10 protein-coding genes are annotated in these 13,142 nt (G+C 58.3%); 8 read left to right on the top strand and 2 right to left on the bottom strand.

Annotation, left to right across the window (positions count from 1 at the left end):
* Window positions 1–372 precede the first annotated feature (372 nt).
* From HWY05_RS03235 to grxC, 7 genes are all read left to right on the top strand, one after another.
* Complete coding sequence (locus tag HWY05_RS03235) at window positions 373–1,245, top strand: AraC family transcriptional regulator (RefSeq protein ID WP_035558296.1); 873 nt, start codon at window positions 373–375, stop codon at window positions 1,243–1,245.
* A gap of 328 nt (window positions 1,246–1,573) precedes the next feature.
* On the top strand, window positions 1,574–4,621 hold the full coding sequence (locus HWY05_RS03230; protein WP_176057370.1) for a molybdopterin cofactor-binding domain-containing protein: 3,048 nt from the start codon (window positions 1,574–1,576) through the stop codon (window positions 4,619–4,621).
* Window positions 4,618–5,439, top strand: coding sequence for an FAD binding domain-containing protein (locus HWY05_RS03225; protein WP_176057369.1), 822 nt, complete (start codon window positions 4,618–4,620; stop codon window positions 5,437–5,439). The genes HWY05_RS03230 and HWY05_RS03225 overlap by 4 nt, the downstream gene beginning before the upstream one ends.
* Window positions 5,439–5,987 (top strand): (2Fe-2S)-binding protein, encoded by a 549-nt coding sequence (locus tag HWY05_RS03220; RefSeq protein WP_176057778.1) that lies wholly within the window; start codon window positions 5,439–5,441, stop codon window positions 5,985–5,987. Before HWY05_RS03225 ends, HWY05_RS03220 begins: the two co-directional genes overlap by 1 nt.
* Window positions 5,980–7,545, top strand: a complete 1,566-nt coding sequence (locus tag HWY05_RS03215; protein ID WP_035558287.1) for an AMP-binding protein — start codon at window positions 5,980–5,982, stop codon at window positions 7,543–7,545. Before HWY05_RS03220 ends, HWY05_RS03215 begins: the two co-directional genes overlap by 8 nt.
* A gap of 81 nt (window positions 7,546–7,626) precedes the next feature.
* The gene (locus HWY05_RS03210; protein ID WP_035558285.1) at window positions 7,627–8,988 is read left to right on the top strand and encodes an MFS transporter; all 1,362 of its coding nucleotides are present in this window, start codon (window positions 7,627–7,629) and stop codon (window positions 8,986–8,988) included.
* Between the two features lie 781 nt (window positions 8,989–9,769).
* Complete coding sequence (grxC, locus tag HWY05_RS03205) at window positions 9,770–10,036, top strand: glutaredoxin 3 (protein WP_035558282.1); 267 nt, start codon at window positions 9,770–9,772, stop codon at window positions 10,034–10,036.
* Window positions 10,037–10,235: 199 nt separating this feature from the next.
* On the opposite strand, the gene HWY05_RS03200 is transcribed toward grxC, so the two are convergent.
* Complete coding sequence (locus HWY05_RS03200) at window positions 10,236–10,994, bottom strand: SDR family oxidoreductase (RefSeq protein ID WP_035558279.1); 759 nt, start codon at window positions 10,992–10,994, stop codon at window positions 10,236–10,238.
* 190 nt (window positions 10,995–11,184) lie between these two features.
* Between HWY05_RS03200 and HWY05_RS03195 the strand changes: the two genes are divergently transcribed.
* Window positions 11,185–12,117, top strand: coding sequence for an AraC family transcriptional regulator (locus HWY05_RS03195; protein ID WP_176057368.1), 933 nt, complete (start codon window positions 11,185–11,187; stop codon window positions 12,115–12,117).
* Between the two features lie 69 nt (window positions 12,118–12,186).
* On the opposite strand, the gene HWY05_RS03190 is transcribed toward HWY05_RS03195, so the two are convergent.
* Window positions 12,187–13,095: an alpha/beta hydrolase gene (locus HWY05_RS03190; RefSeq protein WP_176057777.1), complete on the bottom strand. Its 909-nt coding sequence runs from the start codon at window positions 13,093–13,095 to the stop codon at window positions 12,187–12,189.
* Window positions 13,096–13,142: the final 47 nt, after the last annotated feature.

Here is a 13,142-nt window from a genome sequence, read left to right as displayed (position 1 = left end):
CGATTCAACCAACCGGTTGCATGTCGCGTTTGTGGCACGATACGTGATCCGCTGAACGCTTCAGTGAGATGACCGGCGATACTCTCGTGGCGCGTCTGCGAATTGAAATGACGGCGATTAGTTCCCATTTCCTGGGCGCATCAACGAGTGTTCTGCCCTGATGGCCAGCAGAGGAAGGTTGAATCGACTGCTCGTCCGGTCCATCTGGGCGGGCAGACACATCGCGGCGAAGTGCGGGTCGCATACGAGGAAAGAAAGCTCATAGCCGCCACGGGATTTTCGATAGCAGTCGAGGGCGCTACGGGTAAGAAGGAGACAACCACATCGCATGCGTGGCTCGATGCGATGTGTCTGCTATGAGGGACCAGACAAGTGTCCAGTGCGATCAAAATTTACCAGGGCAGGTTCGGTCGGGTGGCGTTGCTGGATATGGACGCACCGCTGGTTCAGCACGCTCATCACCATTGCCATTTGCTGATAAAAGCGGCCGGACCTGACACATTCTTTGCTGTGCGTGATGAATTGCAGCCCCTGACGGCCGATACGGCTGTGCTTGTAAATCCTTGGGAGTCGCACGCCTACGTACACAATAGCCAGGCGGAACAGCACACGATCATTCTTGCGATGTATATCGAGCCCGACTGGTTGGCTCAAGTGCAACATCCGCTCGGACACGCTGGACGCCCTGAGTTTTTCCCGCAGCCCTGCGTGCCCATGTCTGCCTCGGCGCGAAAACTATCGGAGGAGCTTGGACTTGAGATGTGGTGGTCCGATAGTATCGCTGCGGGGCGTCTGGAGGGGCTGCTTTGCGACTTGATGATCGCGGTCATAGACCCCGGAAAGAGCTGGCGTGAATTGTCGAGACAGATGGAAGTCGCCAGCCGTCGCCCGAGTGACCCTCGCATCCGGAAGGCGATATCCTGGCTTCGCGAGAATACCGGGGCCGATCCGGACATGAACGGACTGGCGGAGCATTGCGGCTTGTCACGTGCTCACTTCTTCGCGCTGTTTCATCGCTGCACCGGCGTCACCCCCAACGTCTACCTCAACGTATTGCGTATGGAGGCAGCCATCAAAGACCTGTCCTCAACCAGCAATTCGATGACCGATATCTCGTACGACCTGGGATTTTCGGCGCCTGGGCATTTCACGCGGTTTTTCCGTCAGCATCTCGGCATTACGCCGAGTGAATACCGCAAGGTCGTGGATATCTACGATCCCAATCTCGATCAGGTCGAAATCTGACGCGAGCGAACGGGACGGTCAAAATTTCCCCCAGGTTTTATCGTCTGCAACCCGCCGGCGAAACGACGACGCCTACCCGATTTGCGGGCGGCGAAAGCGTCTTTGCCGGAAACGCGTCGACTGCAAAGCATCAGACTCCAGGGTAATTGGGACGACGTTGAGGTAAGCCGATCCCGGCCCCTCCGCGTTACATTTCTCGTGCGGGTCGAAAGTGGCTGCGCCTGACTGTCAGGTGATCAGTCGTTCGAGATATGCCCGTGCGCGCGCACAAGCGACACGAGTCGCAAATTTTGATGCGGCAGCGCGACGAAAAATGCAGGAGACACAAATGAGCGAATCCGTGACCGAATTACTGGTTGAGCGGCACGCAAACCGTACGTCCATCCCCGCCACCCCCGAGGCCACGCCGGAGCGCACTCCTTACCTGGGGCGATCCATGGAACGGCTTGAGGATGCGGCCATTCTGACGGGAAGAGGTCGGTACGGGGACGACATCGCAGTCAAGCCCGGCACATTGCACGCTGCAGTGCTCCGCTCGCCTCATCCTCACGCAGAGATTAACGGCATTGACGTCAGCGCGGCGCTCACACAAAAAGGGGTGCACGCCGTCTTGACCGGCGAGGATATTCGACAGTGGTCGCAGCCGTTTGTGGTTGGTGTGAAGTCGGCCATGGAGCACTGGTCGCTTGCGATCGACCGTGTCCGTTACAGCGGCGAACCCGTAGCGGTGGTGATTGCAGAGTCACGTGCAATGGCCGAAGACGGAATCGAGCGCATCAAGGTCGACTACACACCGCTCGCTCCCGTGACTTCGATTCAGGCGGCCATGGCCGACGATGCGCCAATCCTGCATCCAAAGGTTGGGACGAACATCGTGAGCGACCGGAATTTTCGATATGGAGAGCCGGAAGAGGCATTCGCGAAGGCGCCTCATCGCGTATCGATTGAGGCGCATTATCCCCGAAACACCTGTACGCCGATTGAATGCGCGGTTGTCATTGCCGAGCATCTGCAAGGGGATGAAGGCTATGAGGTGACGTCGAATTTCATGGGGCCTTTCTCGCTCCACGCGGTGATGTCGATGGCGCTCAAGGTGCCGGCGAATCGTTTGCGCCATAAAGCGCCGCGTGATTCCGGTGGCAGCTTTGGCGTGAAGCAAGCCGTCTTTCCGTACGTCGTGTTGATGTGTCTCGCCTCACGTAAGGCCGGCGCGCCTGTCAAATGGGTCGAGGACCGGCTCGAACATCTTACCGCCGCCACGTCCGCGACGGCACGCTGGAGCACCATCGATGCCGCCGTTGAGAGCGATGGGCGTATTACTGCGCTGTCCTACGACCAGATTGAGGATTGCGGGGGCTATCTGCGTGCGCCGGAGCCCGCGACCTTCTACCGGATGCATGGATGCCTGACCGGGGCGTATGCAATCCCCAATCTCCTCGTGCGCAATCGTGTCGCCCTGACAACCAAAACGCCGACCGGGCTCGTGCGAGGCTTTGGCGGACCGCAGGTGTATTTCGCGCTCGAGCGACTCGTGCAACGAATCGCCATTGAGTTGCAGCTTGATGTACTCGACGTATATCGCCGGAATTTCGTGGCGTCCAACGCGTTTCCGTATCGGACGCCGGCGGGTGCGCTTCTGGACTCGGGGAATTATCAGGAAGCGCTTCGGCGTTCCTTGTCTGAGGGAGGTTATGACGAACTCGTTAAGCGCCGTGAGCTTGCGCGTAGCGAAGGGCGACTCTACGGAATAGGCTTCGCCGCAATCGTGGAACCATCGGTATCGAACATGGGATATATCTCGACCGTGTTGCCGGTCGAGGCTCGTCGCAAAGCTGGGCCAAAAAGCGGTGCGATCGCCAGCGCGACCGTGAGCGTCGACCTGCTTGGGGGCGTTGTGGTAACTGTGGCCTCCACGCCGGCGGGACAAGGCCATATGACCGTTTGCGCGCAGGTCGTCGCAGACGCGCTCGGTTTGAACCCGGCGGATATCGTCGTCAATGTTGAGTTCGATACGCACAAGGATGCCTGGTCGATCGCGTCCGGGAACTACTCGAGTCGATTTGCGGGCGCCGTAGCTGGGACGGTCCATCTCGCGGCAATGCGAGTGAAGGACAAGCTTAGCCGCATCTTATCTGCTCAATTCGGGTGCGAGCCGGAGGATATCGCTTTCGAAGACGGGCGGATTTTCTCGAAGCAGCAGCCGGAGAAGGCACTCCCGTTCAACCGTGTTGCTAGCAATGCAGCTCACTGGGCTCCCTCACTGTTGCCCGAAGGGGAGGAGCCGGGTCTTCGCGAGACCGTGTTCTGGACGCCGCCAAATATGGAACCGCCCGATGCGGAGGACAGGATCAATACGTCCGCCTGTTACGGGTTCGCATTTGATATGTGCGGAATCGAGATTGACCCGGCGACGGGGCGCATTCGCATTGACCGGTACGTGACCACCCATGACGCGGGCAAGTTATTGAATCCCGCCCTTGCCGACGGCCAGATTCGTGGCGCTTTCGCACAAGGACTGGGTGCGGCGCTCTACGAAGAGTTCAGATATGGCGCGGACGGAAGCTTCCAGTCGGGCACGCTCGCTGACTATCTGATGCCAACTACCTGCGAAGTGCCCGACCCGATCATCATCCACCTGGAAACCCCTTCGCCTTTCACGCCGCTTGGTGCGAAGGGGCTTGGCGAGGGCAACAACATGAGCACGCCGCCTTGCGTGGCTAACGCGGTGGCGGACGCTCTGGGCGTCCAGGATATTCGGCTGCCGCTCACTCCAGCAAAGGTAATGGAGATGATTGGCATCGACGAACCGGAACCGTCGCGACCCGAATATCGTGGGGCGACACCGAAGAAAAAGCAGGCGGGAGCGGGGAAGGCGCTGACGGCGCAAGGCAGCGTCGAGATCGAAGCCACGCCGGAAGCAGTGTTCGCCGTTCTGATGGACCCTGCTGCGCTCGCGAAGGTGGTTCCGGGCTGTAATGCGTTGGAGACCATTGGCGAGAACCAGTACCGGGCCGATGTGACCGTTGGCGTAGGCATGATCAAAGCCCGTTTCGAAGCAAAGATAGGGCTGTCGGATATCGAAGCGCCGAAGAGATTGCGTCTGGCCGGCGCGGGACTGTCGTCGTTAGGAAGCGCTCAGGGCGAGGGCCTCGTCGAACTCACGCCGACCGCGAAAGGCACCTTGCTGTCGTACGACTACGAGGCGCAGGTGTCTGGGAAAGTGGCCGCGGTCGGAGGGCGAATGCTGGAGGGTGCAGCAAAAGTCGTGCTTTCGCAGTTGTTCGAGTCCTTGGGCCGGCAGGCGTCCGGAATGCCGATCAAGGGCAGCAATTCCTGGTTCAAAAAAATTGCGGGATGGTTCAGGAGGTCTTCATGAAGCCGCCCGAGTTTAGTTACCTGCGCGCGATGGATACAGAGCATGCGCTCGAGGCGCTGCATCATGGCGGCGCGGATGCGCGTGTCCTGGCCGGCGGCCAGTCGCTTATGGCGGTCTTAAACATGCGATTGGCACAGCCTCGCTGGCTCGTCGACATCTCCCGTACCGAAGACCTGAACGTCGTGGAGGCCGATACACCGGGTGGTCATCTCGTTGTTGGCGCCGCGGCGACGCAGGGGCAGGTCGAGTGGCGAAAGACGCTCGCCGACGAGGTTCCGCTATTGACGCTCATTTTTCCGCATATATCCCACTTTCAGATTCGTAACCGTGGAACGGTGTGTGGCTCGGTCGCGCACGCAGACCCTAGTGCCGAATTGCCCCTGGCGTTGGCGACGCTTGGAGGAGACGTCATGCTGAGGTCTAAAAAGCGCAAGCGCGTCTTGAGCGCTGAGGCCTTTTTCCAGGGGATGTTGATGACTGCGCGCGAGCCCGATGAGCTTGTTGCCGCCGTACGTTTCCCCCTGGCGCGGCCGGGGCAGCGCTTTGGTTTCACCGAACTCTCTGCACGACACGGCGACTTTGCCTTGGTGTCGTGTGCGGCGGTGGTGACGGATGAGGCGATAAGAATTGGCGTCGGCGGAGTATCTGATCGTCCAGTCGTAGAAACATTGCCAAAACTGGACGGAGATGATCTACGTGGCGCGCTCAATGACCTCGCATGGAAGCTCTGTGCGCAGGACGATGCTCATGTCAGTGCGGCTTATCGAAGGCATCTGGTTCGACAGCTTGGTTGGAAGGCTATACAGGAGGCGACGTGATTAGAGGAAAAAGCAGTAATCCATTGCAGGCAGCGCATCCGCAAGGAGAGACACGCGTCGTTACGCTCGCTTTAAACGGACGTACGCGTCGAGCTGAGTGTGAACCGCGCGAACTCCTGTCGGACTTTCTCCGGAACGAGCTGGGCGCGACGGGTACTCACGTAGGGTGTGAGCACGGAGTCTGCGGCGCCTGCACGGTCCATATCGACGGCGTTGCGGGAAGGTCCTGCCTGATGCTCGCGGTTCAGGCCGATGGGCGTCGGATAGACACAGTCGAGGGTCTCGCGAACGGCAACACGCTGAGCGACCTGCAACTGGCATTCCGTCGGCGCCATGCGCTTCAATGCGGATTCTGTACGGCCGGCATTCTCATGTCGTGTGAAGACTATTTGCAGCGCGAACCCAATCCGACAGAAGACGATGTGCGCGAAATGCTGTCAGGGCACATTTGCCGATGTACGGGATACACCCCAATCGTGCAGGCCGTGCTTGACGTGGCTGCTTTGCGGCGCAATGAACGTGTCGTGGAAGAGGTGACTCATGCTTGATTTGGGGCGTACATTCCTGCAGGCCGTCGAGCGCAGTCCGAATGCGCTGGCGCTCGTCGACGGCGATCTCCAATTGACTTACGCGGAGTGGCACACGCGAATCAGAGATTTCATAAGTATCCTGAGTCGGCTCGAGCTCAATCGAGGCGATCGTTTGATTGCCGTTCTTCAGAACCGATGGGAAATGGCGACCCTGCACTGGGCGTGTCAGATGGCCGGTGTCGTAATGGTCCCCATCAACTGGAGAACCAAGCCCGAAGAGCTTGATTACACTGTGACCGATGCGGGTGCAAAGGTCATGGTGTACGAGCCGATAGCTAGCGACGCCGTGTCAAAAAGTGAGGCGGCTCAACGCACGATCAGAATCGGACTGGATGGAGTCGAGGGCGCGTCGTACGGCCTTGACGATCTCCTTGCGGATGTCCATGACAGGGTCGGTAAAGGACCGTTGACCCCGCTGGCCAGTCCTGAAGATTATTCGGTGATGCTCTATACGTCTGGAACCACGGGTATGGGAAAGGGCGTCCCACGACGGCATCGGCAGGAACGAGCTGCGGCACTGGCTCACGTTGCCCAGAATCTCTATGAGCGGGGGGAGCGCACGCTCGGGGTCATGCCTCTCTATCACACGATGGGTGTCCGATCGCTTATCGCGATGGCGATGGTCGATGGTCTTTTTGTTTGCGTTCGCCGCTGGAATGCAGCGTACGCGGCGGCCTCGATCGACCGCTTCAGGCTTACCTGCCTCTATCTCGTCCCGACGCTGTATCACGATCTCCTCGCGGCGCCTGAATTCCTGGAAACCGATATCGGTTCGGTCACCAAGCTAGGGTTCGCGGGAGCCCCGATGAACGACGGGCTGCTCAAACGGTGTTCGGCCGCCTTCAGGCCGAAGCTGTTTGTCAATCACTATGGTTCGTCGGAGGTGTACACGGTCGCTGTGGACCAGAACGCTACTAAAAAACCTGGAAGCGCCGGGCGAGCAGGATTCAACACTCGACTTCGCGTCGTGAGGCTCGATGCAATGGGTCCGGACGACATCGCACGAGCGGGAGAAGAAGGAGAGATCGTCGTCGAACTGGCCAGCGACGAAGCTTTTGAAGGTTACTGGAATCGTCCCGATGCCAACGCGAAGTCGTTGCGGAACGGCTGGTACTTCACGGGCGATACCGGCTATCTCGACCCCGACGGGGATCTTTTTGTCACCGGACGCGTTGATGACATGATCATCAGCGGAGGCGAGAACATATCGCCGGTGGATATCGAATCGCTCCTGTCGCTGCATCCGGCGGTGGACGAGGTGGCTGTCGTTGGACTTAAGGATGAGCGTTGGGGGCAAAAGGTCGTGGCATTTATCAAGCGATCCACTCATATCGACGGGGACGCTCTCGATGCCTTTTGCCGCGATTCCGATCTGGTGAATTTCAAACGTCCACGCGAATACGTCTTCGTGGAGGAGATCCCGAAATCTCCCGTAGGAAAGATTCTGCGCCGCAAGTTGTCCGGGGGCGATTACGTCCCGACCGAGGCGGTTGTTTCGGACGTCAGCAAGCGGTAGCCGGCCACATGAAATTCACGTTCTAAATATATACATTATAAATAGTATCGCTAAATAAATGACATTGGATGGAGATAGAAAATGGAAGAGGCTCTTCGTAGTGGTCAAATAGTAAGCACGGTCGGCGGGAAACAGGTCTTCGCCGCCGTCATGGCGTCCTGTCTTGGGTGGGCATTGGACCTGTTCGATCTCTTCGTCGTGTTGTTTGTGGCTCCGGTCGTGGGACGACTATTTTTCCCATCGACGAATTCCATGCTTTCGCTCGCGGCCGTATATGCATCATTCGCAGTGACGCTGTTGATGCGGCCGCTTGGATCGGCGATCTTCGGCTCGTTCGCAGACCAGCACGGTCGAAAGCGGGCGATGATTGTGTCAGTTGTTGGCGTCGGTGTCTCGACAGCGGCGTTCGGCTTGTTGCCGACCGTCGTACAGGTGGGGTTTCTCGCGCCCGTCCTATTTCTTCTGCTGCGTCTGGTGCAGGGCGTATTTGTGGGTGGTGTTGTCGCCTCGACGCACACAATCGGCACTGAAACTGTCAGCCTCAAGTATCGCGGCGCGGTTTCCGGATTTGTCGGCGGCGGAGGCGCAGGCTTGGGCGCCTTGCTTGCATCCCTCGTATATCTGGCAACGTCGGCAGCATTCCCAGGGGCGCTGTTCGACGTATGGGGATGGCGTTGCATGTTCTTTGCCGGAATCTTAAGTTCAGTACTCGGAGTATTCGTCTTTAATAGTCTCGAGGAGTCGCCGGTCTGGGCTGCACTTGCGAGGGAAAAGCGAAAGGAGCTGGCGTCAGTTCAGGACGTCGCCGAGAAGCCTGCTGAATCACCGCTACGCGTGTTGTTCTCAAGAAAATACCGGTCAATCCTTTTTGTGAACCTGCTGCTAACTATCGGGGGAGGGAGCGGATACTATCTGACTTCCGGGTACCTTCCCACTTTCCTGAAAGTGATCAACCACACACCTAACAGCGTCGCTGGGCTTGTGCTCCTGGTGTCTAGTGTGGCAGTTGTGTTGGCCTCGACGGCGGCCGGCCACCTAAGCACCTTGATCGGACGAAAACGCAGTTTCATCTGGCTTGGGGTAGGCCGGCTCGTCTGTTTTCCCGTGTTTTACCTTGCCATGGCCGGTACGGATAACATCTGGATGATTGGACTCTATGCGGTCTTGCTAAGCTCGATTGGGAGCGCGAGCTATGCTCCGATCCTTATTTTTCTGAATGAACGCTTCCCGACTGCGATACGCGCATCTGGTACTGGGCTTTCATGGAATATCGGATTCGCCATTGGCGGAATTATGCCGACAGTGGTTTCCGTGCTGGCCCGTACGCCACAGGAACTCCCATTGATCCTCGCCGGAGCGCTAGTCTCAGTAAGTGTTTTGTTTTTGATTGGGGCTCTTATTGTTCCGGAGACCATGGGGCGGCTGGACAAGGATTTGAACTAAGCTAGCGAGCGTTCGGGATTGCAGCCGGCATCATCCGTATGTCGGCTGCTCTGCTGATATTTTGCCCAGCGCAGCCCGAGCGACGTTGATCTAGCCGGCGAGCGGAGTTCTGTGAACAGCATAGAGCCATGAGTAACGCCCATTCAGCTTGCAAAAGTCGAGCGAAGTATCGGGGCTCCAATCCAGCCTGCGTTGCGAGGCTTCGAGCCGTAAACATAGTGGATCGGTCCGTTTTCCAGGTTTCGATCGAGGCGGTTGCCTGGAGCAGGATCATGAAAGGCATGGCTCTAGCGCTGCTCAACTGTTACTTTCTTTCTACGCTTTTGCTTCGCCAGAAAAACAGACATCTTCTTGTCAGAAGATCAACATTCGTTCACCACGCAGTCATCGGTTTTTCGGCCCAACGAAACTGGCACTACGAATGTTTCTTTCTATTTGTTCAATAGCATTATTCTAAATCGAAGAGGCTATTTTTGATCTTGCTGCGCCGCCACTCGCCCTTCCGACTCTAGGGACGAGGCCAAACGCTTGATGCCACCGTGATCCATGCGAAGACTCTGACTCCCAGCGCGTCCGCGACTGCCTGGATTTTTTGCGATTGCCTGCAGAGAAAAAATCTGGAGCATGGGTATAATCGTTTTATGGTTGTTGGCAGCATGCGTAGTCATATTGCGAGCAACGTCGCCATCTCCGGTCATAGGCTGTTGTGGGGACCGGAAATAACGGGAGCGCCGTTTTACAAAGGTTATGGTTCCCCCGAAATCTTCGTAGGAGGTCACAGATGTCCAAGATTACGATGTACTGCACGCAGGTTTGCCCATATTGTCAGCAAGCCCAGCGCCTGTTGAAACTTCGAGGTGTCGACGAGGTTGAAAAAATCTTTGTAGACAAAGACCCTGCTCGAAAAGCCGAGATGATGGAGAGAACTGGCCGTAGAACGGTTCCTCAAATTTACATCGGTACAACACATGTCGGTGGGTTTGATGAACTGTCGCGGCTTGACCGGACCGGCGGCTTGATGCCTTTGCTAGAAACGGTTCTGAACTGACGTCGGTTCGTGACACATCGTTTGCCTCAAAACATACTGGCGCGTTCGTGTTTATTGCGGGCGCGATGCTGATCGTGATGCTGGCGATTGGCTTGCTGGGGCCGCGCACGAAGGGGCTTGAGCTGGAAGTCATCTCGAAGTAAAGGGAAGAGACCGCCGGCCGAAACCCGGCGGTCTGACGCTTTCGATGTGCTGGCGCCTAGATATGCATGCCGCCCGCGACTTCGATACGCTGCGCGTTGACCCAGCCGAAATCGTCGGACAGCAGCGCCGCGATGACGGGGCCGACGTCGTCTGCCACACCCACCCGGCCCAGCGCTGTCATATCGGCGACCGCCTTGTTGACCTGAGGATTGTCGCGGACGATCCCGCCGCTGAAATCCGTCGCGATCGCGCCCGGTGCGATCACGTTGGCAACGATCCGGCGCGGGGCCAGTTCTACTGCCAGGTAGCGGGTCAAGGCTTCGACGGCCGCCTTGATCGGGCCGTAGCCGATGCGATTGGGCATGGCCACACGAGCGAGTCCCGAGGAGATATTGACGATGCGGCCGCCGTCGTTGATGAGCGGAAGCAGCTTCTGCGTCAGGAACAATACACCCTTGAAATGGACCTGATAGAGCGAGTCCATCTCCGCTTCGGTGATCGTTGCGAGGCTCGCGCCGGATGAGGTGCCGGCATTGTTCACGAGGTAATCGAAACGCTCGACACCGAGTTCGGCAAGCGCTTTTCGGACGTCGTTCACGAACCCGTCGAACGTGTTCGTGTCGCCTACGTCGAGTTGCAGCGCGATGGCCTGGGCGCCCGATTCCGCGGTGAGCGCAACCACTTCGTCAGCGTCTGCCCGACTCGACTTGTACGTGAAGATGGCATGCACGCCCTGTTTGGCGAGACGGAGTACCGCGTTGCGGCCGATTCCGCGACTGCCCCCGGTGACGATAGCGACTTTGTTGGCTGGCATAGCTTATTTCCCGTTAGGATTCCGTCATCTGCTGTCGACGTATGGGCTTATTATGTCGACGGCATGCCGGTGGGAGAATGCCGAAACCATCCAATTTCCTGCCTATTCCTACTCGTTCCTACTCGTTCCTGCCCGTTCCTTGCGGGCGTGCCGGAGCCCAGTGCAGAAGCGGCGTGAAAGGAGACCAGAGATGCCGGATCAGTTGGCCGAGGCGCTTCTGCGCTATACCGATCGTCAGCCTGGGGAGAGCCCCTTCATGACGGCGATCGACGGACTGGCCATCCTTCGATCAGACCACCCCAAGCAACCCACGCACCGGATCTCCAGGCCCGCGCTATGCATCGTGGCGCAGGGTGCGAAGTGGGCGACGTTCGGCGGCAGCCGCCTGGTCTACCGCGCCGGGCAGGCGCTGCTGATCGGCGTCGAGACGCCTTCGATAGGACGTGTGGTCGAGGCCAGCCCTGGTCAGCCTTGTCTCGTTCTGGCCTTCGAACTGGATCTCGCGGTCATGCGAAGTGTCGCGGACCAACTGGATGCAATGCCTCTCGCCAGCGAGGAGGCGATCCGCGGCATCTTCGTGACCGACTTCCAGGGACCGTTGGCCGATTGCGCGCTACGCCTCGCGCGCCTACTCGACACGCCCAAGGCGATTCCCACGCTGGCTCCGCTCATCCTGCGGGAGATTTGCTACTGGCTTCTCACGGGGCCGCATGGCGCCGACGTTGCCAGATTGACGCTGGCAAACGGGCCGTCGCACCGTGTGATCAGCGCCATGCACATGCGGAGTCGCTTCAGGGAAACGGTCCGAATTGAGGATCTTGCCGATATTGCGCAGATGAGCGCGTCGGCTTTTCATCGTCAATTCAAGGCGCTGACTTCATTGACACCGTTGCAGTATCAAAAGCAACTCCGCTTGCTCGAGGCTCGCCGATTGATGATTTCGTGTGCCGCCAATGTCGAGACGGCCTCGTTTGAGGTCGGCTATGAGAGTCCCTCGCAGTTCAGCCGTGAATATGCCCGCATGTTCGGCACGTCGCCGAAGCGCGATGCAACGGCGCGGCAGGCTGCGCTTCGGGAGGACCGCGTTGAAGCGGGCGAGAGGGAATCGTCCATTGGTCGGTGAGTTCGATCGGCTTTCGCCTATGTCGCCGATCCCTCACTTAAGCGGCGACGATTGCCATGGCGCCGCGAGTTATTTTGCGGACGTCGATTTGACGAACTCCGCCAGATCGTGATTGAAGCGATCGGGTTCTTCAGCGAACGACGCGTGGCCCGCGTCGGGGTACACCTTGGTCGCGATATGTGAGTTCAGCGCGGCTGCGCGAGCCAGTGTTCTAGGCGTGTCGACCAGCGCATCGTGGCCGCCATAGATAAACAGCAGAGGCACGTGCGCCTTGCTGATCCCCTCGGCGGCGAAGTCCGTCATCGTCGGGATTTCTTTCTGCATGTCCCACGAAGCCATCGCAGCATTCGCGAGCAGTCGGCTGAACGTGTCGCTATCCGGCCGATGGTTGAAACACAGTCCGACGAAAGTGCGTTCGCCGTCGAGATGCGTCTTCAGGTCCGGCGAATTCATGTCCCGATAGACGTCGGGATGATCGACGATCTGACCCGCCGCAAGTTCGACCACGCCATCGACATACACACCACCGGCGATATGGCGATCGCCATAGGTTGCGAGGTAATTGGATATCACGACGCCACCCAGCGACCAGCCGACTACGACGGGCTTTTTCGCATGCGAGCCTTCAATAACGGCGTCGAGGTCGTCGGCCCAATGGCGCCCGTCATGATAAGGCTCGGCGCCGGATGGCTTATCCGAGAGACCGTGACCGCGGAGATCGTACGTAATGAGTCGGTACTGACGCAATTCGGGGCTCTGCATCTGTTCTTCCCAGTTCAGGCGACTGCCGAGCAGACCATGGATGAAAATGATCGGCGGACCATCTGGATTGCCGCTTTCCTGAACTGCGAGCTTGACGCCGTCCTTCGATGTGACCATGTAGTTCGAGGGAGTGGCTATTGCGTCAGGTGTGATCGCCAACAGGCTTGCCACCGAGACTGCGGCGGTCAACAGGTAATTCAGCATTCGGGTGAACATCATAAAGTCCTTAAAAAATGAACAGATTACTTCGTAAGAATGACTAA

Origin of the sequence: Paraburkholderia sp. BCC1876 (assembly GCF_902833695.1) — a bacterium.
In the GTDB taxonomy this organism is placed as follows: domain Bacteria; phylum Pseudomonadota; class Gammaproteobacteria; order Burkholderiales; family Burkholderiaceae; genus Paraburkholderia.
The sequence above is the reverse complement of the archived record's forward strand: the minus strand, read 5'-3'. Positions and strand labels throughout refer to the sequence as shown.

What these genes read in the sequence shown, in the direction of transcription:
- HWY05_RS03230 (WP_176057370.1), top strand. Translation starts at nt 1,574, where the DNA reads ATGAGCGAATCCGTGACCGAATTACTGGTTGAGCGGCACGCAAACCGT.
- HWY05_RS03225 (WP_176057369.1), top strand. Translation starts at nt 4,618, where the DNA reads ATGAAGCCGCCCGAGTTTAGTTACCTGCGCGCGATGGATACAGAGCAT.
- HWY05_RS03215 (WP_035558287.1), top strand. Translation starts at nt 5,980, where the DNA reads ATGCTTGATTTGGGGCGTACATTCCTGCAGGCCGTCGAGCGCAGTCCG.
- HWY05_RS03210 (WP_035558285.1), top strand. Translation starts at nt 7,627, where the DNA reads ATGGAAGAGGCTCTTCGTAGTGGTCAAATAGTAAGCACGGTCGGCGGG.
- grxC (WP_035558282.1), top strand. Translation starts at nt 9,770, where the DNA reads ATGTCCAAGATTACGATGTACTGCACGCAGGTTTGCCCATATTGTCAG.
- HWY05_RS03200 (WP_035558279.1), bottom strand. Translation starts at nt 10,994, where the DNA reads ATGCCAGCCAACAAAGTCGCTATCGTCACCGGGGGCAGTCGCGGAATC.
- HWY05_RS03195 (WP_176057368.1), top strand. Translation starts at nt 11,185, where the DNA reads ATGCCGGATCAGTTGGCCGAGGCGCTTCTGCGCTATACCGATCGTCAG.
- HWY05_RS03190 (WP_176057777.1), bottom strand. Translation starts at nt 13,095, where the DNA reads ATGTTCACCCGAATGCTGAATTACCTGTTGACCGCCGCAGTCTCGGTG.